The 24,685-nt window shown below is 66.8% G+C and carries 25 protein-coding genes and 1 riboswitch; of the genes, 12 read left to right on the top strand and 13 right to left on the bottom strand.

The window, feature by feature from the left end:
• Positions 1-38: 38 nt before the first annotated feature.
• Positions 39-302 (top strand): translation initiation factor IF-1, encoded by a 264-nt coding sequence (infA, locus tag WT24_RS05120; protein ID WP_027780754.1) that lies wholly within the window; start codon positions 39-41, stop codon positions 300-302.
• A gap of 209 nt (positions 303-511) precedes the next feature.
• Here the strand turns inward: infA and WT24_RS35225 are convergent, their stop codons facing one another.
• The gene (locus tag WT24_RS35225) at positions 512-793 is read right to left on the bottom strand and encodes a hypothetical protein (protein WP_257127431.1); all 282 of its coding nucleotides are present in this window, start codon (positions 791-793) and stop codon (positions 512-514) included.
• Complete coding sequence (locus tag WT24_RS05110; protein WP_060031621.1) at positions 790-2,178, bottom strand: MFS transporter; 1,389 nt, start codon at positions 2,176-2,178, stop codon at positions 790-792. The genes WT24_RS35225 and WT24_RS05110 overlap by 4 nt, the downstream gene beginning before the upstream one ends.
• A gap of 40 nt (positions 2,179-2,218) precedes the next feature.
• On the opposite strand from WT24_RS05110, the gene WT24_RS05105 reads away from it, so the two are divergent.
• Entirely contained in the window at positions 2,219-2,548 is a 330-nt protein-coding gene (locus WT24_RS05105; RefSeq protein ID WP_257127430.1) for a hypothetical protein, read from the top strand.
• A gap of 12 nt (positions 2,549-2,560) precedes the next feature.
• Here WT24_RS05105 and WT24_RS05100 read toward each other — a convergent pair whose 3' ends face one another.
• Positions 2,561-3,004 carry a hypothetical protein gene (locus tag WT24_RS05100; protein ID WP_060031616.1) on the bottom strand — a complete coding sequence of 148 codons (444 nt, stop codon included), beginning with the start codon at positions 3,002-3,004 and terminating at the stop codon, positions 2,561-2,563.
• A gap of 100 nt (positions 3,005-3,104) precedes the next feature.
• On the opposite strand from WT24_RS05100, the gene WT24_RS35220 reads away from it, so the two are divergent.
• The 6 genes from WT24_RS35220 (at position 3,105) to WT24_RS34815 (ending at position 7,461) form a co-directional block, all read left to right on the top strand.
• Complete coding sequence (locus WT24_RS35220; protein WP_034204763.1) at positions 3,105-3,353, top strand: hypothetical protein; 249 nt, start codon at positions 3,105-3,107, stop codon at positions 3,351-3,353.
• A 219-nt stretch (positions 3,354-3,572) separates the two neighbouring features.
• Complete coding sequence (locus WT24_RS05090; protein ID WP_059505367.1) at positions 3,573-3,872, top strand: hypothetical protein; 300 nt, start codon at positions 3,573-3,575, stop codon at positions 3,870-3,872.
• A gap of 166 nt (positions 3,873-4,038) precedes the next feature.
• The gene (locus WT24_RS05085) at positions 4,039-4,683 is read left to right on the top strand and encodes a DUF1326 domain-containing protein (RefSeq protein WP_059505365.1); all 645 of its coding nucleotides are present in this window, start codon (positions 4,039-4,041) and stop codon (positions 4,681-4,683) included.
• Positions 4,680-5,471 carry a DUF2182 domain-containing protein gene (locus WT24_RS05080; protein WP_059789531.1) on the top strand — a complete coding sequence of 264 codons (792 nt, stop codon included), beginning with the start codon at positions 4,680-4,682 and terminating at the stop codon, positions 5,469-5,471. Before WT24_RS05085 ends, WT24_RS05080 begins: the two co-directional genes overlap by 4 nt.
• 53 nt (positions 5,472-5,524) lie before the next feature.
• A complete protein-coding gene (locus tag WT24_RS05075; RefSeq protein ID WP_060031612.1) occupies positions 5,525-5,872 on the top strand; it encodes a copper-binding protein in 348 nt (115 codons plus the stop codon).
• Between the two features lie 260 nt (positions 5,873-6,132).
• Positions 6,133-7,461, top strand: coding sequence for a collagen-like triple helix repeat-containing protein (locus tag WT24_RS34815; RefSeq protein WP_179949309.1), 1,329 nt, complete (start codon positions 6,133-6,135; stop codon positions 7,459-7,461).
• Positions 7,462-7,573: 112 nt separating this feature from the next.
• On the opposite strand, the gene WT24_RS05060 is transcribed toward WT24_RS34815, so the two are convergent.
• Positions 7,574-8,035, bottom strand: coding sequence for an Lrp/AsnC family transcriptional regulator (locus WT24_RS05060; RefSeq protein ID WP_060031606.1), 462 nt, complete (start codon positions 8,033-8,035; stop codon positions 7,574-7,576).
• Positions 8,036-8,151: 116 nt separating this feature from the next.
• Between WT24_RS05060 and WT24_RS05055 the strand changes: the two genes are divergently transcribed.
• Positions 8,152-8,784 (top strand): LysE family translocator, encoded by a 633-nt coding sequence (locus WT24_RS05055; RefSeq protein WP_060031603.1) that lies wholly within the window; start codon positions 8,152-8,154, stop codon positions 8,782-8,784.
• Positions 8,785-8,918: 134 nt separating this feature from the next.
• On the opposite strand, the gene WT24_RS05050 is transcribed toward WT24_RS05055, so the two are convergent.
• From WT24_RS05050 to WT24_RS05020, 7 genes are all read right to left on the bottom strand, one after another.
• Complete coding sequence (locus WT24_RS05050) at positions 8,919-9,920, bottom strand: alpha/beta hydrolase (RefSeq protein WP_059505353.1); 1,002 nt, start codon at positions 9,918-9,920, stop codon at positions 8,919-8,921.
• Positions 9,921-9,942: 22 nt separating this feature from the next.
• Positions 9,943-10,527, bottom strand: coding sequence for a TetR/AcrR family transcriptional regulator (locus tag WT24_RS05045; RefSeq protein ID WP_257127429.1), 585 nt, complete (start codon positions 10,525-10,527; stop codon positions 9,943-9,945).
• Between the two features lie 95 nt (positions 10,528-10,622).
• Positions 10,623-12,551, bottom strand: coding sequence for a TonB-dependent receptor domain-containing protein (locus WT24_RS05040; RefSeq protein ID WP_060031601.1), 1,929 nt, complete (start codon positions 12,549-12,551; stop codon positions 10,623-10,625).
• A gap of 214 nt (positions 12,552-12,765) precedes the next feature.
• A riboswitch (cobalamin riboswitch) is annotated at positions 12,766-12,959 on the bottom strand.
• Between the two features lie 201 nt (positions 12,960-13,160).
• A complete protein-coding gene (locus WT24_RS05035) occupies positions 13,161-13,409 on the bottom strand; it encodes a hypothetical protein (protein WP_060031598.1) in 249 nt (82 codons plus the stop codon).
• A 117-nt stretch (positions 13,410-13,526) separates the two neighbouring features.
• Positions 13,527-14,501, bottom strand: a complete 975-nt coding sequence (locus WT24_RS05030; protein WP_060031595.1) for a threo-3-hydroxy-L-aspartate ammonia-lyase — start codon at positions 14,499-14,501, stop codon at positions 13,527-13,529.
• Positions 14,502-14,570: 69 nt separating this feature from the next.
• Positions 14,571-15,209: a transcriptional regulator gene (locus tag WT24_RS05025; RefSeq protein WP_060031592.1), complete on the bottom strand. Its 639-nt coding sequence runs from the start codon at positions 15,207-15,209 to the stop codon at positions 14,571-14,573.
• On the bottom strand, positions 15,206-15,727 hold the full coding sequence (locus tag WT24_RS05020; RefSeq protein WP_060031589.1) for a YbaK/prolyl-tRNA synthetase associated domain-containing protein: 522 nt from the start codon (positions 15,725-15,727) through the stop codon (positions 15,206-15,208). The genes WT24_RS05025 and WT24_RS05020 overlap by 4 nt, the downstream gene beginning before the upstream one ends.
• Before the next feature lie 404 nt (positions 15,728-16,131).
• On the opposite strand from WT24_RS05020, the gene WT24_RS05015 reads away from it, so the two are divergent.
• Complete coding sequence (locus WT24_RS05015) at positions 16,132-17,715, top strand: isocitrate lyase (protein WP_059505343.1); 1,584 nt, start codon at positions 16,132-16,134, stop codon at positions 17,713-17,715.
• A 73-nt stretch (positions 17,716-17,788) separates the two neighbouring features.
• Here WT24_RS05015 and WT24_RS34190 read toward each other — a convergent pair whose 3' ends face one another.
• Positions 17,789-17,929, bottom strand: a complete 141-nt coding sequence (locus tag WT24_RS34190; protein WP_156441752.1) for a hypothetical protein — start codon at positions 17,927-17,929, stop codon at positions 17,789-17,791.
• Positions 17,930-18,553: 624 nt separating this feature from the next.
• On the opposite strand from WT24_RS34190, the gene WT24_RS05010 reads away from it, so the two are divergent.
• Positions 18,554-20,419 (top strand): phosphoenolpyruvate carboxykinase (GTP), encoded by a 1,866-nt coding sequence (locus WT24_RS05010; protein ID WP_059505338.1) that lies wholly within the window; start codon positions 18,554-18,556, stop codon positions 20,417-20,419.
• Positions 20,420-20,559: 140 nt separating this feature from the next.
• Here WT24_RS05010 and WT24_RS05005 read toward each other — a convergent pair whose 3' ends face one another.
• Positions 20,560-22,224 carry an acid phosphatase gene (locus tag WT24_RS05005; protein WP_060031586.1) on the bottom strand — a complete coding sequence of 555 codons (1,665 nt, stop codon included), beginning with the start codon at positions 22,222-22,224 and terminating at the stop codon, positions 20,560-20,562.
• 461 nt (positions 22,225-22,685) lie between these two features.
• Here WT24_RS05005 and ftsH point away from each other — a divergent pair, with 461 nt between their 5' ends.
• Positions 22,686-24,662 carry an ATP-dependent zinc metalloprotease FtsH gene (gene ftsH, locus WT24_RS05000; protein ID WP_060031583.1) on the top strand — a complete coding sequence of 659 codons (1,977 nt, stop codon included), beginning with the start codon at positions 22,686-22,688 and terminating at the stop codon, positions 24,660-24,662.
• Positions 24,663-24,685: the final 23 nt, after the last annotated feature.

Below are 24,685 nucleotides of genomic sequence, written 5' to 3'. Positions count from 1 at the left end.
CGCGGCCGCGGTCAATCACCTTGTCTGGAGGAATTGGTTTGGCAAAAGAAGAACTGCTGGAACTGGACGGAATCGTCGACGAAGTGCTGCCGGACAGCAAATACCGTGTCACGCTGGAAAACGGCGTCGTGGTTGGCGCGTACGCGTCGGGCCGCATGCGCAAGAACCACATCCGCATTCTCGCGGGCGATCGCGTGACGCTGGAACTGTCGATGTACGACCTCACCAAGGGCCGCATCAACTTCCGGCACAAGGACGCGAACTCGCCGCGTCCGCCGCGAAGCGGCCAGCCGCGCCGCTGAGCGGCCACGACCGGTGCGCATCCGCGCGCACCGGTTGACACCTGTTCGGCCGCATGGCCGGATGAACCGGATGAACGGCGCACGGTGCGCCGTTCGTCGATCGCCGGCGGCGCCGTCGCGCCGCGGCGGCTTTTTCCGCCTCTCCCGCCTTTACCGGCGCCGCGCGTGTTCCACGCTCAGGCGGCCGCGTCCCGCAGGAAACTCCATCATCACGATCCGCACGCGTCGGCGAAACGCATCGTCGTTCGCACCGGCCGACGACTGAACGAACGCGTTGCGACGCCGTTCGCCTGCGGCTTTACGCAGGGCAGGTGCGGCAATACATCGAGGAACTGATGCCGGCGCTGTTGCAGAAGCGCGCCGAAGAACGGGCGCGCAAGCATGGCCGGGAGCATCGTTGATTCGGGCGGCGGGTATAGGCTATGGCCGTCATTTGCGACGGTCGCATGCGATGCGCGCCGGCCTTCGTGCGGCCGGCCGCGCAGCGTCACGCCGATTGCCGCGCGCGTCGCACACTGACCGCCGATCCGGCAGCGCCCGCCAACTGCACCGCGACACCGGCGAACATCGCCGCGCGCAACCCCGCGGTGCCGCCATGTGCGACCGCGAACAGCGTGCCGAGCACCGCGATCCCGAGCGTCGCGCCGGTCATCCGCGCGACGTTGACGAGCGCGCTCGCGGTGCCCGAGCGCGCGGCATCGACGGCGCCGACCGCGACGGTCATCAGCGGGCCAGTCGCGATCCCCATCCCGAGCCCCGTCATGGCGAGCCCGATCTCGGCACCGAGCAGGCTCGACGAACCGGCCGATGCACCGATCGCGGCGAGGCCGCTCGCGATCACCGCGACCCCACCGGCCGTCGTCACCCGCGTGCCGATGTGCTCCGACAACCGCCCCGAGCACGGCGATACGGCGACGAACACGAGCGCCATCGGCAGCAATGCGAGGCCGGCGCCGGTCGAATCGAGGCGGCCGGTGCTCTGCCACGTCAGCGGCAGCAGGAACAGCACGCCGTACATCCCGAACGTCATGCCGGTGGTCGCGGCGATCGCGCCGCGAAACGCGCCGATCCGGAAAATGTCGAGCGGCACCAGTGCGGATTCGCCGTGGCGGCGCTCGATCGCCACGAACGCGACGAACGACGCGACCGCGATGCAGCCGGCGATCGCGCATGCGATCGGCGTCTCGCGGAACACGATCGCCGCATACGCGAGCGCGCCGAGTGCGAGTGCGCCCATGACTTGCGCCGCGCCGTCGAAATGCCGGCCGTGCGGATCGGACGACTCGGGCACGGCCGGGATCGCGAGCAGCATCGCGGCGATGCTCAGCGGCACGACGACGAAAAAGATGCTGCGCCAGCCGAAGTGCCGGATCAGTACGCCGCCGAGCGTCGGCCCGATCGCCATCGCCACGCCGTTGCACGCGGCCCAGATGCCGAGCGCGCGGCCGCGTTCGACCGGGTCGCGCCACACGACCCGCACGATCGCCAGCGACGCCGGCAGCAACAACGCCGCGCCGACGCCGGCCAGCGCGCGGGCGGCGATCAGCACCGACACCGACGGCGCAAGCGCGCACAGCAGCGACGCGATGGTGAAGACGGCCGCGCCGGTCACGAAGACGCGACGGCGGCCGTACAGGTCGGCGAGCAGCCCACCGGTCAGCAGCAGCACAGCGTACGTGAGGTTGTAGCTGTCGACGACCCATTGCAATGCGCCGACACCGGCATGGAAATAGGCGCCGATCGCGCGCGTGGCGAGATTGACGACGGCCGTGTCGACCTGAGCCACGAGTACGGCGACGCACAGCGTGAACAGGGTCACGCCGCGGCGTTTGACGGTGCGTTCGGCCAGTGCGGCCAGTCCTTCGGTATGGGCCAAGGGCGGTGCTCCTCGGGTGTCGGTCGATCGAGTCTGGACGTTGCCTGCTGACAGCGTGGTGTCAGCAGCCGAGAAACATCCGGCGTGCAAGCGGCATGCCCGCGCGTCACATGACGACGTGGTTTGCGCCCCGGTTTCCGTCGGCGTCAGTAGGGTCGTGATGGACGGCGCAACGATCGGCGCAACGACGATCGTCGCGACCCGGGGCATTCGTGAGGCCGGCTACGACGTGCCGCTTGCGGGCATGCCCGCACGTGTCGTGATGCAACAGAGCGACGCGAAGGCGAACGGCACGCGGATTCATTGGCAACCGGCGGCGCACTACCTGAAGACCATCAGCTCGATCGCCGGTTGGGCGGGGGCGCTTTGAGCCGCCCGCGATTCATGCGGCGCCGCGCTTGATCGCTCGAAATCCTTCCACCGTCGACACGAAGCCAGAAAATCCGAACGCAGACAACGCGTGTCGCAGGCGCGCGGAAAGCGGCGTGCCGTAAACCGCCAGAATCGCGTGGCCGTCGAGATGCATCGCGTCGCCGTGATGGTCGTCCACCGCATCCAGTATTCCGGCGCACCAGCTTTCGCGGTCGTCGCCATGACGCAGGAACAGGGTCACGCCGCCTTCGGCGGCTCGGTCCGACTCCGCCCGGCGCGTATTCCAGATCTGCCTGATCACGGGATCGTTCGTGTCGCTCGTCACGATCCACGTATGCCGCGCGTGCGCGGCGATGTCGCGAATTCGCTCGCCGCTGTCGGGATCGACGATCAGTGCAATCGTGTTCCGTGTGGTCATGGTGGTCCGCATTGCCGGCGCGAGTTCGATGGGCATTTCTGCATGCCGGTCAATCGGGTCGATACCGGGTCGATTGCGTCGCGCATCGCCATTGACTTAAGATCGGTCGGGAGATCATCCCAAGCCTTCAGCGCCAATGAAAAAGAGCATACGCCTGCGGGTCGCCGTCATCGCGTCGGCCGTTGCCGTGTACAGCATCTACATGCATATCCAGCAGTTGATTAGCGGTTGCATGTGGGTCAGGGGCCATCAGCGCTGCAGTTTCGAAAACAGTACGAATTTCCAGGGCCTGATGGATCTGGACCTGATGATCACCTGTTGCTGGGTCGCCGCGGCGGTAGTCGGGTGGATTTCCGTTGCGCAGGGCACGAAGAAACCGGGCTAGCAACGTCATGGTCGTGCTGCCCGATTGAACGGGCACGAAATACCGCTCGTCCGGACCGAACCCGTCAATCCGTGACAACGCGCATTTGCCGAAGAGCGGGGACGGTGTGCTCTTGCATGCGAGTCCGAAACGAACGCCTGATTCCGCTGCCGGCGGACAAGATTATGCCGATCTCCGGAGACAGGCGTTGCATCGCGCGCTGCGCGAGGGGAGGTTCCCGTGCAATTTCCAACAGGATCGGTGGTCGCGCTCAGCTCGGCCGCGGCGACGATGTTCTCGATCGGCATGCTGTTTCTCGGCTACTGGGGATTGCACGAAGCATCGCCCTGGCGGTTCGGCGACTACGTCGTGATCGTGCTCGCGCTAGCCGGTTTCGCATGCCTCGCCAGCGTGCCGTTTCTCGCGACGTCGCCGATGAAAACACCGGACGACGAATCGCGAATGTTCGTCGCGCGGCGCGTGTTTCTGTGCGGCGCGGGCGCGGTGTGGTGGGCGATCGTCGCGTCGTTATTCGTGTGAGAACGGATGACGAGACGGTTTCCGGAACCGCGCGGCGAACGCATTCGGAAATGTCTTACGTGAGGCCGGCACCCACGTTTTTCACGCTGCCATTACCGCTTTGCTTTCCCCGATGGCGTGCGCTAGATTCGAAGCGTTCGTCCGTTTCAGAGCGCGAGGTGGAGCCATGACGCCGTGGGAGATTCAGGGCACCGAAATGATCAGTTGCAATTGCTCATACGGTTGCCCTTGCCAGTTCAATGCGCTGCCGACCAACGGCAACTGCGAAGCGATGGGGGCGATTTCGATCGACAGCGGCCACTACGGCGACGTGGTGCTCGACGGCGTCAGGATCGCGGTGGTGTTCCAGTGGCCGGGCGCCGTTCACGAAGGCAAGGGCAAGTGCCAGCCGATCGTCGACGAGCGCGCGAGTCCGGCGCAACGCGATGCCGTGCTGAAGATCATGACCGGTCAGGATACCGATCCATTCGCGACGATGTTCTCGGTGTATGCGTCGACGCTCGAGCACGCGTTCGATCCGATCTTCACGAAGATCGATTTCGACGTCGATGTCGATGCACGGCGCGGCCGGATTCACGTGGACGGCGTGTTCGACGTCGCCGGCGAACCCATCCACAATCCGGTGACGGGTGCCGAGCATCGCGTGCGGATCGACCTGCCGAACGGGTTCGAATACGAGCTTGCCGAGGTCGGTTCGGGCACGGGGCGCTCGCAGGGCAACATCGCGCTGAATCTCGACGGAACGTATGCGCAATTCGCGCGACTGCATCTGAACAACCACGGGCTGATCCGGCATCGCGCCGCGGCATGACGCCGTTCGACACCTGGCTCGCGCGCGAGCGCGCCGTCATGCTGATCGGCATGGCCGCGCTCGTCGGCCTGTGCTGGTTCTACCTGTGGACGGGCGCGGGAACCGGCATGTCGGCGCGGGAGATGACGGCCGTCGCGCTGTTTCCGCATCGGCTGGCGGACGGCATGGGCAGCATGGATCCGTCTCTGCCGATCGTGATCGCGATGTGGTGGGTGATGATGATCGCGATGATGACACCCGGCGCGGCGCCGGTCGTGATGCTGTACCGGCGCGTGCTGCTGCAGCACGGCAACGGGGCGGCGGGATCGGCGTTCACGTCGGTGGCGCTGCTGGCCGGCTATCTGACGACATGGCTCGCGTTCTCGATCGGTGCGGCGTTGCTTCAGGCGCTGCTGCAGCCGGCCGGGCTGATCTCGGCGATGATGTTGTGGTCGAAGAGCGCGCGCCTTTCCGCCATCGTGCTGGCGCTGGCCGGACTCTATCAATTCTCGCCGCTGAAACGCGCGTGTCTGCGGCAATGCCGCGCGCCGGCGGCGTTCCTGATCGCGCACTGGCGTCCCGGCGTCGCAGGCAGCTTTCTGCTGGGCGCGCGGCACGGCATGGTTTGCGTGGGCTGCTGCTGGTTGTTGATGGCGCTGCTGTTCGTCGGCGGCGTGATGAATGTCGTGTGGATCGTCGCGTTGTCGCTGTTCGTGTTCGTGGAAAAGGTCCTGCCCGGCGGCGATCGTATCGGCCGGGTGCTGGGCGTCGTGCTGATTGCCTGGGCCGGCGTGACGTTGATCGTGTAAGGCGCGGCACCGGCTGGCAGCAGAAACACGCCGGACGCGAAGGGAGACGCTCGATGAAGATCCGCTTTCACGCTGTCGCGATGTCGTGTGCGATGGCGGTCGTTGCAATGCCGGCACTCGCAGGCGGCGACATGTCGGGCATGAATTCAGGCGACGCGAGCATGTCGACGCAGGGTGCGAAGCTGACCGATGCCGAAGTCAGGGAAATCGATGCGGGGCGCAGACTCGTGATGCTGAAGCACGGCGCACTCGACAACATCGGGATGCCGCCGATGACGATGGCATTCAAGGCCGGCGACGCGGCGATGATCCCGTCGCTGCATGTGGGCGACAAGGTCCGGGTTCGGGTAGAAAACGTCAACGGCACACTGACGATCGTGAAGCTGGTGAAGCGGCCGTGACGACGATGCGGCGCGTGTACGGTGCGCCGTCGATTTTCTCTTCTCGTGCTACGTAACGCAGGGGCGGTGTTACGTCAGCGTTATCGGACGGCCTGCACGGGCCGAGCCGGGCGGCACGATCCGGATCCGATGCGCGCTACCCTGCAGCGCGGCCCGGACGGCCAGTGCAAGGCAATTGTGAAACTGTGAAGGAGGCCGATGGAAATGGCACGGTAGATGCTTGATGAAATGCTCGCGCTGAATAATGGACGGGGGCTTCCATGCGAAATCATTTCATCACGGCGAACGTTGCGCTCGCCGCTATGGCCGCGGCGTGTACGCTCGCGGCGTGCGGCGGAAGTGACATTACGGCGCCGACGCTTGCTGGTAACAACATTGGGACGAGCACGAGCGGGACGAGCGGTAGTAGTGGCTCAAGCGGCAGTAGCGGCACCAGCAGTAGTGGCACAAGCAGCAGTGGCACAAGCAGCAGTGGCACAAGCAGCAGCGGCACCAGCAGCAGTGGCACAAGCAGCAGCGGCACAAGCAGCAGCGGCACAAGCAGCAGTGGCACAAGCAGCAGTGGCACGAGCAGTAGTGGCACGAGCAGTAGTGGCACGAGCAGTAGTGGCACAAGCAGCAGCGGCACAAGCAGCAGTGGCACAAGCAGCAGTGGCACAAGCAGCAGTGGCACGAGCAGTAGTGGCACAAGCAGCGGCAACACCAGCGGCTGGGGCACGAGCGGCGCGCCGGGTACGAACGGTATCGTCAGTTCCATCGGCGGAATCGTGATGGACGCGGGCGCCACGCTCGGCAGCGTGAGCGTGCCCGGCGTCAGCAAGGGCGTCACCGTCGGGCCGGCCGACACGGTAACCGGCGTCGGCACGATCATCCGCGATACGTCGAACGCCGTGAGCGGCGGTCTCGGCCAGATCGGCATCGTACCGAACCCGGTCGGCACGACGGTCGGCAGCCTCGGCACGGTCGTTGCCGCGACCGTCAATCCGGTCAGCGGCATCAGCGAAACCGTCAAGGCGCTCGGCTCCGGCCCGCTGTCGCCGCTGGCGCCGATCACGACGCCGGTCAGCGGGCTGCTCGACACGGTGGCGAGCGGTTTGCGCACGGGCGGCGCGACACTCGGCGCGTCGCTGTCGTCGGCCCCGGTCCAGCAGGCGACGCAGGCGGTCAGCACCGCGATCACGCCGCTCGTGACGACGGCGGGCCACCTCACGCAGCAGGTCGGCACCGCAACCGGCCTCGGGCAGCCGGTCGCTGGCCTGCTCGGACAAGTCGGCGGGGCGATCACGTCGGCCGGATGGAAGGTGACCGCCGCGTCGCCGCAGCCGATCGTCGGTGGCGTCGGCGACCTCGTCCGTGCGGTCGGCAACACGGTAACCAATGTGGGCGGCCTCGTGAACCCGGCCGGTGCGAACGGCGCGGTGCCGATTTCCGGGCTGGTGACGAGCGTGGTCGGCGGCATTCCGGCCACCGTGCACGACGGCGCCGCGACCGGTACGGGGGGCAGCTCGCCGCTGGGCGGCCTCGCCAATCCGCTCGCGCCGGTGACGTCGCTGGTGGGCGGCCTGCTCGGCGGCGCGGTCGGCAAATAGCCGGCGCGTACCGATCGTCATGCGGGAACCGGTCGCATGAGTGCGGACGGTCGCCGTCGATCGTCGCCGGTCCCCGCACGGAACCGGCCGACGATCGCGAAACCGCGACTCGCTACCTGCGGCCGTCGCCGGGCTTCGCAGCCGGGCGCGCCATCCCGCGCGCCGGCAGCGGCGTCGACATCACGATCGACGTGCGCGTTTCGCCGTACAGGTTGATGCGTTCGATCAGTCGTTCGAGATGGGCCATGTTGACGGCGACGAACCGCATCACATACGAATCCGCGCCTGTCACGTGATGGCATTCGACGACTTCGGGAATCGTCTCCAGCAGCTTGAGGAACTTCGCTTTCGCCGGTTGCGGCACCGTGATGCCGATCAGCGCGCTCACCGGATAGCCGGCCGCGGACGGATTGACCCGCGCGGTGTAGCCTTCGACCACACCGGCTGCTTCAAGACGCTTCACGCGTTCCGTTACCGCCGGCACCGACAGGTGAACCTGGCGCGCGAGCTCCGTATAGCTGATGCGTCCGTTGTCCTGCAACAGCGCCAGTATCTTCCAGTCCAGATCGTCCATCGCAGCGGGAATTTTTAAGGTGGAGCCGCCATTTTTCCTTAAAAACCGCATTCAACGGGGAGCGGACTTTCCCTACGATGCCTGTTCGATCCATGGGATGTTGGAAGGGGCAGGCGATGCTGTTCGTCAAATCCGTCGTGATGGGGTTGTCGATCGCGGTGCCGGTCGGCCCGATCGGCATGCTGTGCATTCAGCGCAGCCTGAGCCGTGGCTTCCGGGCGGGATTCGTGACGGGCATCGGCGCCGCATGCGCCGATGCGATTTACGGCCTGCTCGGCGCGCTGGGCGTCGCGGGCATCGTCACTGCGTTCCCGATGCTGACCGTCGGCCTGAAAATCGGCGGCGGCGCGTTTCTCGTGTGGCTCGCGTGGACCATCGCGCGCCAGGCGCCGGCCGCGCCGGCGGGGCAACGCGAGCTGCCGCGTACGACCGTCCTGCGCGATTTCCTGACGACGTTCGGTCTCACGCTGTCGAACCCGATGACGATCGTGTCGTTCGTCGGGATCTTCGCGGCGCTCGGCCCGCTGCCGGGTGCGCGGGAAGGCGCGATGTGGGCGACCGTCGCGCGGATGGTCGCCGGCGTGTTCGTCGGCTCGGCCACGTGGTGGCTGTGCCTGAGCAGCGCGACCGCCGCGCTGCGCGCGAAGCTGTCGGTCGCGTTCATGCACGGGTTGTCGCGCGCGTCGGCGGCCGTCGTCGCGATATTCGGCGCGATCCAGGTGGTCGCCGGCGTGCGCGGGCTGATCTAGTCGTGCGGGGCTGCGCGGGCCGACCGGATCGCGTCGACCGCATGCCCGTGGCGCCCGCGAGACCGCCGCATTCGATCCAGCGATCCGGGCCGATGCCGATGTCGTCCTCGTGTGCTTTTCCGTTCATCGCCGGCTCAATTCGATGCGTGCAAATGCAAGTGCGCATGCACGAAGCGTGCGATTTCCCGGCTCAGCTCGATATCCTCCGGCGCACCCATGAACCCGCCATGCGGCATCGCCTCGAACACGTGCAATTCGGTCGGCACCTGCGCGCGCCGCAGTGCGCGATGCAGGCGAACGGCGTTCGACAGAAACAGGTCGCGTGTGCCGCTCTGGATGAAGGTCGGCGGGAAGCCGGCGGCAAAATCGCCGAACAGCGGCGACAGGTACGGATGCGCGAGATCGGCGCCGTTCGCGTAGAGCAGGTTGTTCGCCATCAGTGGCCCCGGCAATACGACGTCGACGAGCCGGTTGGTCTCGAAACTGTCGCCGGATTCGGTCAGGTCGGCTTCCGGCGACAGCAGCACGAGCGCGGCCGGCAGCGGCAGGCCCTCGTCGCGGGCGCGCAGCACCATCGCGGCAGCGAGATTGCCGCCGGCCGACCGGCCGCCGATGACGACGTTTTCCGGGGCGTAACGCTCCAGCACGTAGGCATAGGCCGCGATGCAGTCGTCGAGCGCGGCCGGATACGGGTGTTCCGGCGGCATCCGGTAGTCGACGCCGTAGCAGCGAATGCCGAGCCGATCGGCCTGCATCTGCGCGCCGGCGCGGCACGCGGCGCCGCCGCCGACGACCAGCGCGCCGCCATGCAGATCGATGATCGCGCAGGCGTCGGAAGCCGCCGCTTCGGGGGTCGCGACATGTACGTCCGCATCGCCGACGCGGACCGTTTCGACGTGCGAACGCAAATAGCCGGCGAGCTGCTCGACCGCGGCCGCGTAATGCGCGTCGGCGCTGGCCTTCACGCGCATCCACGCGTCGATGTCGTCCGGGGCCGGCATTACGTGCGCTGCGTTCAGCGGCACGCCGTCGTCGCCGGTCAGGCGTTGCAGCGCCGCGCGCGCTTCGTCGCTGATCGAGGTCGGGAAGGGGACGACTCGGCTCGGCAGCACGACGCCGTCTGGTTTGTCTTTCATCACCTGGGTTGCGTTCAGGGCGTCATGCGGCCGAAGGCCAGTGGCGCAACATCACGTCGAGCGCATCGAGGCAGCGCGACCACGACGCGTCGGCATCCGGCGCGCTGTGCGAGAAGCCGCCGGCGTTTTCGAGCGTCACGTAGCCCATGAAGAAGCCGCCAAGCAGGCGGATCGCATGCGCGTGTTCGGTATCGGGCAGGCCGTAGCCGCGCAGCACCGCCGACGTCATCCTGACGAGCTGCCCGCCCGCGCTCGCGGCGGCGCGCTCGGCGCTCACCGGATGGCGAGCGGCCGCGAAGCGGCCCGGATGCGCACGCGCGTAGTCGCGATAGACGTTCGCGAGCGCGGCCAGCGCGTCCTTGCCGGTGCGGCCGGCCAGCGCGTCGGTGGCGCGATCGGCCAGCTCCTGCAGCGCGAACAGCGCGATGCGGCTCTTGAGATCGTCGAAGCTCGGGATATGGGAATACAGGCTCGCGAGCTTGACGTCGAAATGCCGCGCGAGCGCCGCGCCGGTCAGTTGCTCGAAGCCGGTTTCATCGGCCAGCTGCGCGCCGGCTTCGACGAGCTTGTCCACGGTGATACCGGCACGCGCCATGACGAATACCATGCGGGTGAGTCAAAAAACTAATTCTATTAGTTTTTGCCGCGATGTCAATTTCCCGCGCGTGCCGGTGTGGCGCGTTGCGTCGATGCGCCGGGCCGTCAGAACGTGTAGCTGACCTTGCCGAACGCGGTGCGCCCGAGCGTGTTGTAGCCGTACGCGGTCATGTACTGCCGATCGAACAGGTTCGACAGCGACGCCGACACCGTCAGGTGCGAATTGATCCTGTACGACGCGCGCAGGCTCACCGTCAGGTACGACGCCAGATACTGCCGGTTGGCCGGATCGTCGAACGTCGAGCCGCCGTACAGCAGCGACGCACCCGTGCTCAACGCGTGCAGCTTCAGTTCGTCCCACGTGTGGTCGACGTTTACGCTGACCGTCTGGCGCGGCCGGCGGCTGAGCCAGGTCTGGTTGGTCTCGTCCTGTGGATTCAGGATGCCGACGGCAACGCTCACCGGCGTCGAGCGGCCGATCGTCCCCTTGTACGACAGGTCGATGCCGCGAATGTGCGAACGGCCGATGTTCATCGGCGAGAACGTCGCCGGGTTGTACGCGATCAGGTTGTTGACGCGCGTGTCGTAGATCGCCGCGGTGAACGTGCCGTATGGCGTGTTCGCGTCGAGCGCGGCCTCGACCGACGTGCTGCGCTCCGGGCTGAGGGTCGGATTGCCGTAGCCGGGGTAGTACAGGTCGTTGAACGTCGGCAGGTGGAACGCATTGCCGTACGATACGCGCGCCGCGTAGACCGGCGTGATCGCCCACGACAGCGCGGCGTTGCCGGTGTTCACGGCTTGCCCGGCGATGATCTCGTGACGGCCGGCGACGAACATCGTCACGCTGCCGAGCGTCGCCGACTGGTGCAGCGAGAACGCGGAGTCGTTGCGTGTCGGCACGCCGCCGGGAATGTCGACCGGCAGGAACGCCTGTTCGCGCGTGAAGTCGTAGGCGAGCTTGGATTCGCCCGACAGCGGCAGGCCGAACAGGTGAAACCCGCGCTCCTGATGGGTCAGCGACGTCGACGTGCTGATCCGCTGCGAGTCGATCCGATCCGTCGCGAGGGCTGGGTTGTCCGCATGGATGAACTGGCGATCGTTCGCATAACCGAACGACTGGTCGAACTGCGTATCGGGCGTGATGTCGAGATGGAACGCAACGCCGGTCGTCAGTTGGTGATCCAGCTCGCGATTGGCGTAGCCGCTGTTGTCGTAGGACAGATCGGAGCGGTGATACAGCGCGAACGTCGAGATCGACCAGTTGTCGCGCGCATAGCCGAGCCGCGCATCGAGATCCTGCGCGTGATACGGATTGCGGCCGTCTTCGTGGCCGTAGAAGAACGGCCGCGTCGCATCGATGCCGGCCGTGTTGTAGTCGTGCAGCCCGAGCGAATAGGTGAGCCCGCCGAGTGCGGCGAGGGGCCCCGTCGACGGCACCGTGCCCGACGTGCGGAACTGCGTGTCGAACGTCTTGTTCGAGCCGCCGCCGAACGACACGGTGGTCTGGTTCGGCTGGTTGGCGGCGCGACGCGTGAACAACTGCACGACGCCGCCCATCGCGTTGTTGCCGAACGATGCGGCGGCCGGGCCGGAGATCACTTCGACGCGCTCGAACGCTTCGGTCGGCAGGTTGGCCCACGGCGCGATGCCGGTGGTCGGCGAGCCGATCCGGATGCCGTCGATGAATACGGCGACCTGGCTCGCCGACGCGCCGCGAATGCTGACCGTCGCGGACGAACCGGGCCCGCCGTTCTGCACGACGGTCACGCCCGGCAGCGTCGCGAGCGCCTGCGTGATGCTCGGGTCGGTCGGCGACAGCCGGTCGAGATCCTCGCGCGTGAGCACCTGCGTCGACGCATAGCGCCGGTCGAACGATTCGGGCAGGTGCCGCGTGTCGGTCACGCTGATCGTCGGCAGGTCCGTGCCGTCGGCGGGCGCGGCGGGCCGTGCAGGCGCAGTGTCGCCGGCCGCATGGGCGAGCGGGGAAAACAGCGCGGTGGCGACGGACGTGGCGAGCAGGTGACGAATGTTCATGAGGCGGCGGGACAAAGCGTAGGGCGGGTACGGCGATCGTGAGCGCAAGGCGGACAGGGGGCGCATGCCGACGGTGTGTCGGTGCGACGCTTCCGGCCGGGAAGCGGATTCGGGAACGATGGACATCTGGCGGATCCTGAGGTCGGGTCGTCCATGCAACGGGCGGCCGCCAACGGCGGTGCTTGCACATCGGGACACCCCGCCCGGTGCGGCTGCTGGACCTCGGGTCGATGGCAGGTCTCCTGGCTCGCGGGTCGCCATCCGTGCAGGCCTTCCCGGTTTCCCAGTGGCACGCGGTGGCACGGATTCGCCGCTCACAGTTGCGGGGGCAGCCGCAGATTCGAGGCGTCGCCTCGCCTGCGTTCCCTTTTGATCCCATCCCTGGGAACCATCAGCGCGCAAGGGTAATGGCGTGCGCGCGGGCACGTCAATCGTTCGTCTGCGCGCGGATGCGAAAAAACGTCATCGATCGGCGCCGGCTTTCCAGATCCTTTCGTTCGATGTGCGCGGACGGCGTTTCAGGTCTGAAGAAACGGCCGGGTTCGACCGCATGCCGCCGTGCCGGAACCGGCTGCCGTCATTCCGAATCCCGACGGCCGGCGCGTGTCGTTACATATGCGTGCCGGCGTGCGTGCGGCCGCCCGGTTCGCCGCCGCGATCGGGCGGCGTATTGTTCTGATCGATCTTCGCGAGCACGAAGCCGGCGGGCGGCCACGCGGCGGGCGAACGGTGCATCGCGTGCCCGACTGCGGGGTGAGGCGAGGCGGCGGAAACACCGGATGACGTCACGCCCGGTTGAGCGAACGCCGCCAGGGAAGCGGCCGCCAAGGCGGCGGCTACGATCGCGTGCGTATTCATGAACACTCCTGCATGACCGATTTCGGGGCGACGTAATCAGTCTAGGGAGCGAAACTTAACGCGGCGTGAAGGCCGGGCGGCGCGCGCATGACAGGATCTTCATGCGCGCGCAGACGGTCAGGCCGGCGCCGACACCAGCGCGCAGAAGTTCTCGAGATCGACGTTGCCGCCGCTGATCACCACGCCGACGCGCTTGCCCTGCAGCGCATCCTTCATCCGCCGCACGGCGGCGAACGACAGGCAGCCGGTCGGCTCGACGACGATCTTCATCCGCGTGGCGAAGAAGCGCATGCAGTCGACGAGTTCCGCGTCCGTCGCGGTCAGGATGTCGTCGACGTCGCGGCGCAGGATCGGGAACGTCAGGTTGCCGAGATGCTGCGTCTGCGCGCCGTCGGCGATCGTACGCGGCGTGTCGATGTGCACGATCGTGCCGGACCGGAACGATTGCTGGGCGTCGTTGCCGGCTTCGGGCTCGACGCCGTACAGCTTCGCATGCGGCGACAGCGCACGCGTGGCGAGCGCTGTGCCCGACAGCAGCCCGCCGCCGCCGAGCGGCGTGAACACCGCGTCGAGCGGGCCGACTTCGTCGAACAGTTCCTTGGCCGCGGTGCCCTGGCCGGCGATCACGTCCGGGTGATCGTAGGGCGGAACCAGCGTGAGCCCGTGCTTCTCCGCGAGCGCGCGCCCGATCTGCTCGCGATCCTCGGTGTAGCGGTCGTAAGTCACGACATTGCCGCCGTAGCCGCGCGTCGCGGCCATTTTCGCGGCCGGCGCGTCCTGCGGCATCACGATCGTCGCGGGAATGCCGAGGATGCGTGCCGACAGCGCGATCGCCTGCGCATGGTTGCCCGACGAGAACGCGACGACGCCGTGGCGCCGCTGTTCCGCGTTGAAGCGCGACAGCGCGTTGAATGCGCCGCGGAACTTAAAGGCGCCCATGCGCTGCAGGTTTTCGCACTTGAAGAACACCTGCGCGCCGAGTGCGTCGTCGACCGTGCGCGACGTCATGACCGGCGTGCGGTGTGCGTGGCCTTCGAGCCGGGCCGCGGCGGCGGCGACGTCGTCGTACGTGGGAAGCATCGGAGAGTTCATGGTCGCTCGAGAGTCGAAAAAATCAGTCAACGGGAAAACTCGAAATGGGGAAGCCGGACGCGCGGCGCGTCACTTCGCGTCGTTGTAGACGGTGGCGCGCGAGACGCCGAGATGCTGCGACACGATCTCCATCGCGCGGCGCACCTCGAGGAAGCCGTCGGCCTTCAGCGTCTGCATCAGCTCGCGGCGCTGGTCGGTCTTCAGCTCGCGCGGCGTCGTCGCGAGGCGCGTCGCGAATGCGTCGATGCGCTGCCGGATCGCGTCGGCACCGGCCGGGTCGAGCGTTTCGACGACGGCTTCGCCGTCCGTGCGGCAGAACTGGTTGAGCATGCCCTGGAAGCCGCGGAACAGCGTGACGTCGGCATTCAGGCACAGCGCGGCCACGTAGCGCCCGGTCGAATCCTTGATGCCGATCGACGTGCTTTTCGCGGTGCGGCCGTCGGCGAAGCGGTTCGGGTAATTCGCGAGCACCTGCGGGAAATCGTCGTCGGCGATGCGGGCGAGGCCGAGTTCGGTCGCGGGATCGCCAACCGCGCGTCCGGACAGGTTGTTGTGGATCGCGAGGATCGCATGCTCCGGCGTGCGCAGGTCGTGCACGACGACCTCGGTGAACGGCGCGAACATCTCGCCGAGCCCTTCGGCGATGCGCTGCACCTGCTCGATCAGCGATGCCTGCTCCGACGGCGGCGGTTTGCGGTTCGTGCTCATGCGTGGTCCCGGGAGGCGGGCGTGTCCGTCGTTTCCGGCCGCGTGATGTCGGCCAGCAGCGGGCGCGCGATCCGGACATAGTCGGCCGCGTCGAGCACGACCGAGCGGTCGAGGCGGCCCGCGTTGAACGCGATCTCGGCGTTGCGCTCGACCAGCGCCGGATCGACGACGAGCGTCACGGTCGGATCGAATACGAATGGCGGCACGGCGCCCATCACGCAGCGCGTGACGGCGGCCGCGACGTCGGGCGACGCGAGCGTCGCCTTGCGTCGGCCCACCGCATCGGCGACCTTGCGGAAGTCGATCTTCAGGTGGCCGGGAATCACCGCGAGTGCGGCGGTGTCGCCGCCATCCTTGAACGTGCAGAGCATCGCCTTCGCGCCCTGTTCGGGGCGTGTGCCGCGCAGCGCGGCGATCGCATCGGATTTGCCTTCCGCCGGATGCTCGAGCACGCGGAAACGCGCGCCGGACGTATTCAGCAGTTCGCAAAGGGTGTCGAAAACGGGAGAGTCGTTCATGTCGATCCGGGACGCAGGCCGATGCGCTGACACGCGTGTATCAAATAATCGTCCAAGTATAGACGTTTTGTCATGGCGATGACAAAGCCTGACGGTCGTCGTTGCTCCCGGCCTGATCGAAGCGTGCCCGTCCTTCAGCACCCGAAAGGACATTTCATATCGCGAAAGGCGTGCCGGATTCCTGCCGCCGCGTTTTACCGCCGCTTGAAACCGTGTTTTGCATCGCAAAAACGCTTGGCTATCTCATTGAAAAACAATAGAAATTTATATCTTATGTCTTATATAAGACTTGGCCGAAATCGCGCCGGGCAGGATTACTATTGAGTCCATGCAGTTCGCTTCGTCACACGCGGCGGGCACGCTGAACCCTTTACTCAAATGCGCTTCGTTCCCAGGAGATAAACATGTCCCAATATCAAGACGACATCAAGGCAGTGGCAGGTTTGAAGGAAAACCACGGCAGCGCGTGGAATGCCATCAACCCGGAATACGCCGCCCGCATGCGTGCCCAGAACAAGTTCAAGACCGGCCTGGACATCGCGAAGTACACCGCGAAGATCATGCGCGCCGACATGGCCGCGTACGATGCCGATCCGTCCAAGTACACGCAGTCGCTGGGCTGCTGGCACGGCTTCATCGGCCAGCAGAAGATGATCTCCATCAAGAAGCACTTCAACAGCACCGAACGCCGCTACCTGTACCTGTCGGGCTGGATGGTCGCCGCGCTGCGCTCGGAGTTCGGCCCGCTGCCGGACCAGTCGATGCACGAAAAGACCTCGGTCAGCGCGCTGATCCGCGAGCTGTACACGTTCCTGCGCCAGGCCGACGCCCGCGAGCTGGGCGGCCTGTTCCGCGAGCTGGATGCCGCGAAGGACGCGGCCGCCAAGGCTGCGATCCAGCAAAAGATCGACAACCACGTCACGCACGTCGTGCCGATCATCGCCGACATCGACGCCGGCTTCGGCAATGCGGAAGCGACCTACCTGCTGGCCAAGCAGTTCATCGAAGCGGGCGCATGCTGCATCCAGATCGAAAACCAGGTGTCGGACGAGAAGCAGTGCGGCCACCAGGACGGCAAGGTCACGGTGCCGCACGAGGACTTCCTCGCGAAGATCCGCGCGATCCGCTATGCGTTCCTGGAGCTGGGCGTGGACGACGGCATCATCGTCGCGCGTACCGATTCGCTGGGCGCCGGCCTGACCAAGCAGATCGCCGTGACCAACGCGCCGGGCGACCTGGGCGACCAGTACAACTCGTTCCTCGATTGCGAAGAGCTGTCGGCCGACCAACTGGGCAACGGTGACGTCGTCATCAAGCGCGACGGCAAGCTGCTGCGTCCGAAGCGCCTGCCGAGCAACCTGTTCCAGTTCCGCGCCGGCACGGGCGAAGCGCGTTGCGTGCTCGACTGCATCACGTCGCTGCAGAACGGCGCCGACCTGCTGTGGATCGAAACCGAAAAGCCGCACATCGCGCAGATCGGCGGCATGGTCCGCGAGATCCGCAAGGTGATCCCGAACGCGAAGCTGGTGTACAACAACAGCCCGTCGTTCAACTGGACGCTGAATTTCCGCCAGCAGGCCTACGACGCGATGAAGGCCGAAGGCAAGGACGTGTCGGCTTACGACCGTGCGCAGCTGATGAGCGTCGAATACGACGAATCCGAACTGGCCAAGCTGGCCGACGAGAAGATCCGTACGTTCCAGGCCGATGCATCGCGTGAAGCAGGCATCTTCCACCACCTGATCACGCTGCCGACGTACCACACGGCCGCGCTGTCGACCGACAATCTGGCCAAGGAATACTTCGGCGACCAGGGCATGCTCGGCTACGTGGCGGGCGTGCAGCGCAAGGAAATCCGTCAGGGCATCGCCTGCGTGAAGCACCAGAACATGTCCGGTTCGGACATCGGTGACGATCACAAGGAATACTTCAGCGGCGAAGCGGCGCTGAAGGCAGCAGGCAAGGACAACACGATGAACCAGTTCTGATCGTCGTCCGACCCGAAGCACGACGCCAGCCCCTTGGGGTTGGCGTTTTTTTTTGCCTGCCCGAGCAGGTGCGTTACCCGCGCACGCCCTTCGCGACGTGCCGGTTCGTCGGCACGCCGTCGATCTCGTCGAGATCGACGAAGCATCCGCGACTGTCGATCATCTCGCCCACGTCGTGCCGGAATCGTGCGTCGTCGCCAACCGCGTCGAACAATGCCGGCGGATCGTCATCGCGGCGACCGGCAGTACTCCTCGACGATTCGCGTCGTAGCCGGGCGCGTATTATCCCGGATTGCCACGCGTACCGTCATGAGCGGTGGCTGCATCGGGGCATTCGATCAGGATGTTTGTGTGCGCAACCTAATTCAGGGTTTGCCTGAGTAGCGAAAACGCGAATGGGCGCTGTGCGTGTTCGCATTGCCCGCATGGTCGATACGCAGGTTGAAATTACCGCTCGCGCGAAACCCTTGCCGGGCGGCTGTCGCGGCCGTTTTGTCCCCCAGTCGCCTGCGATGACACCGTAAAAAAGCACCTGTCTGCAACGCGCGTGCCGGAGCGCCGTCACAGTTGTTTCTTGTTGCAACGCAACGCCCGCCCAATAACGGCGATGGTATGCTGGCCGGCATGGAGTTGTATGGCAGGTTGCTTGCATGGCGAAACTCGCGTTCGCACCCTCTAACGAGACTTCACCTTCTCTCGCACGCATCGCGGCATCGACGCGCGTTCCGCTCGCGCGTCCCGTTCCACGTGCCGCATCTTCCTGCGCTCCGCACGCATTCCCCATCTCGCGGGCTCGCCCGCATCCCCCATCCCCGCCCAATAATCTGGAGACATCCCCATGTCGCAAAACACTTTGGCCGAAGCGACGCACGGCCCGCTGATCGCTCCGCCGGCTTTCGTCAAACATCGCAAGCTGATCGACTGGGTAGCGCGCATTGCGGCGCTCACGGAGCCCGAGCGCATCGTATGGTGTGACGGTTCGCAGGAAGAATACGACGCGCTGTGCCAGGCGATGGTCGACCAGGGCACGCTCACACGCCTGAATCCGGCGAAGCGCCCGAACTCGTATCTCGCGCAATCCGATCCGTCGGACGTCGCGCGCGTCGAGGATCGCACGTTCATCTGCGCGGCGTCGCGCGACGACGTCGGCCCGACCAACAACTGGATCGATCCGGCCGAAATGCGCGAGACGCTCAACGGGCTGTTCCGCGGTTCGATGCGCGGTCGCACGTTGTACGTCGTGCCGTTCTCGATGGGGCCGCTCGGCTCGCCGATCGCGCACGTCGGCGTCGAGCTGTCCGACAGCCCGTACGTCGCGGTGAACATGCGGATCATGACGCGCATGGGGCGCGACGTGTACGACGTGCTCGGCGAGGACGGCGATTTCGTGCCTTGCGTGCACAGCGTCGGCCATCCGCTCGAGGCCGGCCAGCAGGACGTGCCGTGGCCGTGCAATCCGGTCAAGTACATCGTGCACTTCCCGGAAACGCGGGAGATCTGGAGCTTCGGCTCAGGCTACGGCGGCAACGCGCTGCTCGGCAAGAAGTGTTTCGCACTGCGCATCGCGTCGACGATGGGCCGCGATCAGGGCTGGCTCGCCGAACACATGCTGATCCTCGGCGTGACGTCGCCGGCCGGCAAGAAGTATCACGTCGCGGCCGCGTTTCCGTCCGCGTGCGGCAAGACCAACTTCGCGATGCTGATCCCGCCGCAGGGCTTCGACGGCTGGAAGGTCACGACGATCGGCGACGACATCGCGTGGTTGAAGCCCGGCCGCGACGGCCGCCTGTATGCGATCAATCCGGAAGCCGGCTTCTTCGGCGTGGCGCCGGGCACGGGCGTGAAGACCAATCCGAACGCGATCGCCACGCTGAAGGAAAACGTGATCTTCACGAACGTCGCGCTGACGGAAGACGGCGACGTGTGGTGGGAAGGGCTGACCGACACGCCGCCCGCGAAGCTGACCGACTGGCAGGGCAATCCGTGGACGCCCGAAACGGCCAAGGAAACCGGGCGCAAGGCCGCGCATCCGAACTCGCGCTTCACCGCGCCGGCTGCGCAGTGCCCGTCGATCGACGACGACTGGGAAAACCCGGCCGGCGTGCCGATCGACGCGTTCATCTTCGGTGGCCGCCGCTCGACGACGGTGCCGCTCGTGACCGAGGCGCGCGACTGGGTGGAAGGCGTGTACATGGCCGCGACGATGGGTTCCGAGACGACCGCGGCAGCCGTCGGCAAGCAGGGCATCGTGCGCCGCGATCCGTTCGCGATGCTGCCGTTCTGCGGTTACAACGTCAGCGATTATTTCGCGCACTGGCTCGAACTCGGCAAGCAGCTCGAAGCCGCCGGTGCGAAGCCGCCGAAGATCTATTGCGTGAACTGGTTCCGCAAGGATGCGAACGGCAAGTTCGTGTGGCCCGGCTTCGGCGAGAACATGCGCGTGCTGAAGTGGATGCTCGATCGTCTGGAAGGCACCGGCGGTGGCGGCGAGCATGCGTTCGGCGTGTCGCCTTCGTATGAAGACCTGCACTGGGACGGTCTCGATTTCACGCGCGATCAGTTCGATGCGGTGACGTCGATGAACGCGGACGAATGGCGTGAGGAGCTGAAGCTGCATGCGGCGCTGTTCGAGACGTTGAAGCTGCGCTTGCCGGCTGAAATGACCGACACGATGAAGAAGATCGAGCAGCGTATCGGCGGCTGACGCGCGGAATCGGCGTCGCGCACGTTGCGCGCGGCGCATGGCCCGGCGCCGCATGGCATCGCCGGGCCGGAAACGAACGACGCCCCGGGCCATCCATCGCGTGGCCCGGGGCGTCGTTGTTTCCGGTGATCGACGGGCGATCAGCCGAGATCGAGCGCGTTCGTCAAATCGCCCGGCGGCGTCGCGCCGCGTGCGGCGAACGCGTTGTTGCGCAGGACCACGCCGTCGAGCGGCGCGAGGCCGTGCACGCGGCTGATGAAGCGCAGGATCGAGTTCGTGTCGTACAGCGTGTGATCGACGAAGCCCTTTTTCGCGAACGGCGAGATCACGAGCGCCGGGATCCGCGAGCCGGGGCCCCAGCGATCGCCGACCGGCGGCGCGACGTGATCCCACCAGCCGCCGTTCTCGTCGTGCGTCATCACGATCACGGTGTTTTCCCATTGCGGCCCGCGCCGGATATGGTCGATCACGGTTGCGATGTGACGGTCGCCCGATTCGATGTCCGCATAGCCCGCATGCATGTTCAGGTTGCCCTGCGGCTTGTAGAACGTGACGGCCGGCAGGCGGCCCGCGTCGATGTCGGCGATGAAGCGGTTGGTCGACGGCGCGTCGCCGAGCCCTGCATCGCGCAGGTGCTTGCGGCGGGCTTCGGTGCCGGGCGCGTAGTTCGCGAAGTAGTTGAACGGCTGGTGGTGGTACTGAAAGTCGGGCACGGCGCCGGTGTCGCGATGCTCGAGCGCGTACTGCCACGCGCCGCTGTACCACGCCCAGTCGATGTTCTTTTCCGACAGGCGGTCGCCGATCGTCGCGTAGCCCTGCGGCGGCATCACGCGATGGTCGGCCGGATCCGCATACGCAGCGTTGCCCGGATCGGGCGGCGGCACGTAGCTCGGCTGGTACGGCGGCGCCATCGTGTTCACGCCGTAGCCGTCCGGCGTCAGCGGGCCGTCGGCCGCGAACTTCGGCGGGCCGTCGAGCGCGGACGCGGGCGAATCGTCGGCGAGCTTCAGGCGCGTGCCGGCCGGGTCGTCGCCTTCGACCTGCGACAGCAGTTTCGCCGCATGCGGATGCTTGTGCGCGTCCGGATACCGCGGCGGCTGCGCGGAGATCAGGAACATGTGGTTCAGCCACGAACCGCCGAAGGCCGCCATGAAGAAGTTGTCGCACAGCGTGTATTGCCGGGCGAGATTCCACAGGCGCAGCGTGTCGGCCGAATTGCGGTAGTGGCCCATCACGAGGCCGCCCGAATCGGCCCATGCGGCGAACTGGTCGTTGCGGCCGCCCGCGATCTGCATCTGGTTCTGGTAGAAGCGATGCCATAGATCGCGCGTGATCACACCGTTCGGCAGCGGCTTGCCCTGCGCGTCGGTAATCGGGAACGGCGCGTTCGGCAGCTTGTCGATGTCGCGCTCGGCGATCGCGTAGCGCTTGCCGTCCACTTCCTGCGCCTGCGGTACGAGCCCGCCCCAGATCTTCGGCAGCACCGGCAATGGCGTCTTGCCGTCGCGATCGAGCTGTCGTGCCTCTTCGGGCCGCACTTCGCCGAGCGGATAGCGCACGCCCGGGAAATCGCCGTACAGGTTCGCGAAGCTGCGATTTTCCGCATAGATCACGACGATGTGGCGCACGCGCTGGCGCAACGCTTCGTCGATGCGCAGGTCGGCGGCCGAACGCGGCGCGTTGCCCGCGGTGGTTTCGCAACCGGCGAGCGCAACGCCGGCACCGAACGCGGCGAGGCCGCCGAGCACACGGCGGCGGTCGGGATCGGCGGGCAGGTCGTCGGGGCGATCGGGGGTGTCGTTCACGTCGTGGGCTCCTCGGATGGGCGGTGGGCGTTGTCGTTCGATGCGCGCCAGCGTCGCGCGGGTTGCCGCGACACAGGACGGAATGCAACGGCTGGCATCGCGCGGTGGCGCGACGCGGCTGTCACATAAATGTCATGAACGCGACTATAGCGCGCCAAGGGGGCAGATGAAAGCCGTTCGTCGGACGATTCGACGCTCGCGCGGCGAGCGGTGCGCGACGCCCGCGCGCGAACTAGACTGGAATCAGGGGCGGCGTGTCGCGGCGTGCCGCCCGGGCGAGGATCGCCCCGCGACGCCGGCCGACGGTGTTGCCGAGGCGGCATCGATGCAGCGAACGATGCGAGACAGCGAGGCGACGATGGCGTGGATGCTTGCCGTTTTCGCATGGCGGCCAAGTACCGGTTCCGCGCGCGTGCGGGCGTGAGCGCACGCCGCGCAGCAGAGACGGCCGGCCCGATGCCATGGACAAGAAATTCGACTACCCGGGATTGCTGATCGCGGCGGGCTTCTTCGTGCTGTTCGCCGCGCAGTTGCTGATGCTGCACCCGACGTCGACGCCGATCGCGTACAGCGATTTCCACCGGCTCGTCGCTGCGCGGCTCGTCGACGATCTCGAGGTCGGCCCCGCGTCGATCTCGGGCGCGCTGAAGATGCCGCAGGCCGGCACGATGCTGCCGGCGTCCGACGCGGCGGTCGTGCGGCAGGCCGGCGCGCCGTGGCGCTTCACGACGAGCCGCGTGACCGACGAACACCTGATCGACACGCTGACCGCCGCCGGCATCCGCTATCACGGCACGCCCGATACCGGCTGGATCGCGTCGCTCGCGTCGTGGCTGCTGCCGCTCATGCTGTTCGTGTTCGTGTGGAACATGATGCTGCGCAAGCGCGGCGGGCTGCAGGACTTTACCGGGATGGGCAAGAGCCGCGCGCGCGTGTACGTGCAGCAGGAAACCGGCATCACGTTCGACGACATCGCGGGCATCGACGAAGCGAAGGCCGAATTGCAGCAGCTCGTCGCGTTTCTGCGCAATCCCGATCGCTACCAGCGGCTCGGCGGCAAGATTCCGAAAGGCGTGCTCGTCGTCGGCGCGCCGGGCACGGGCAAGACGCTGCTCGCACGCGCGGTGGCCGGCGAGGCGGCCGTGCCGTTCTTCTCGATCAGCGGCTCGGCGTTCGTCGAGATGTTCGTCGGCGTGGGCGCCGCGCGCGTGCGCGACCTGTTCGAGCAGGCGCAGCAGAAGGCGCCGTGCATCGTGTTCGTCGACGAGCTCGATGCACTCGGCAAGGTGCGCGGCGTCGGCCCGATGTCGGGCAACGACGAGCGCGAACAGACGCTCAACCAGTTGCTGGTCGAGATGGACGGCTTCCAGGCCGGCTCCGGCGTGATCATCATGGCCGCGACGAACCGGCCCGAGATCCTCGATCCCGCGCTGCTGCGGCCGGGCCGTTTCGACCGGCACATCGCGATCGACCGGCCCGACGTGAACGGCCGCCGCCAGATTCTCGGCGTGCACGTGAAGCACGTGAAGCTCGCGGCCGACGTCGATCTCGGCGAGCTTGCGTCGCGCACGCCGGGCTTCGTCGGCGCCGATCTCGCGAACGTCGTCAACGAGGCCGCGCTGCATGCGGCCGAACTCGGCAAGCCGGCGATCGGCATGGCCGACTTCGACGAGGCGATCGACCGCGCGCTGACGGGCCTCGAGCGCAAGAGCCGCGTGATGAACGAGCAGGAGAAGCTGACGATCGCGTATCACGAAGCCGGCCATGCGCTCGTCGCGGAAAGCCGCGCGCATTGCGACCCGGTGAAGAAGGTGTCGATCATTCCGCGCGGCGTTGCCGCACTCGGCTACACGCAGCAGGTGCCGACCGAGGATCGCTACGTCCTGCGCCGCAGCGAGCTGCTCGACCGGATCGATGCGCTGCTCGGCGGGCGCGTGGCGGAAGAGCTCGTGTTTGGCGATGTCTCGACCGGTGCGCAGAACGACCTCGAACGCGCGACCGCGATGGCGCGCCACATGGTCATGCAGTACGGGATGAGCGAGAAGATCGGGCTCGCGACGTTCGACGACGGCGACGCGCGCACGGGCACGCCCGGCACGTGGCATGCGGACGGCGGCCGCTGCAGCGAGCACACCGCGCGCATGATCGACGAAGAAGTGCGCACGCTGCTGACCGATGCGCATGCGCGCGTCGCGGCGACGCTCGGCGAACGGCGCGACGCGCTCGAGCGCATCGCGCGACGGCTGTTGCGATGCGAGGTGCTCGAACGCGACGCGCTGCAGGCGCTGATCGACGGACGCATCGAACCGTCGTCGGCGACGCCGGTGTTACCCGGCGACGAAACGAACGCGCGCAGCGGCGAGATTGGAACGGAGGGGGCCTCCACCGTCGAGCGCGATTTCGTCGCGTACGGACGGCCGCACGAATCCGATCGCTGAAGTCGTTGCGCGGGCCGGCGACG

Origin of the sequence: Burkholderia sp. MSMB1078WGS (genome assembly GCF_001528895.1) — a bacterium.
GTDB lineage: Bacteria > Pseudomonadota > Gammaproteobacteria > Burkholderiales > Burkholderiaceae > Burkholderia.
The sequence above is the reverse complement of the archived record's forward strand: the minus strand, read 5'-3'. Positions and strand labels throughout refer to the sequence as shown.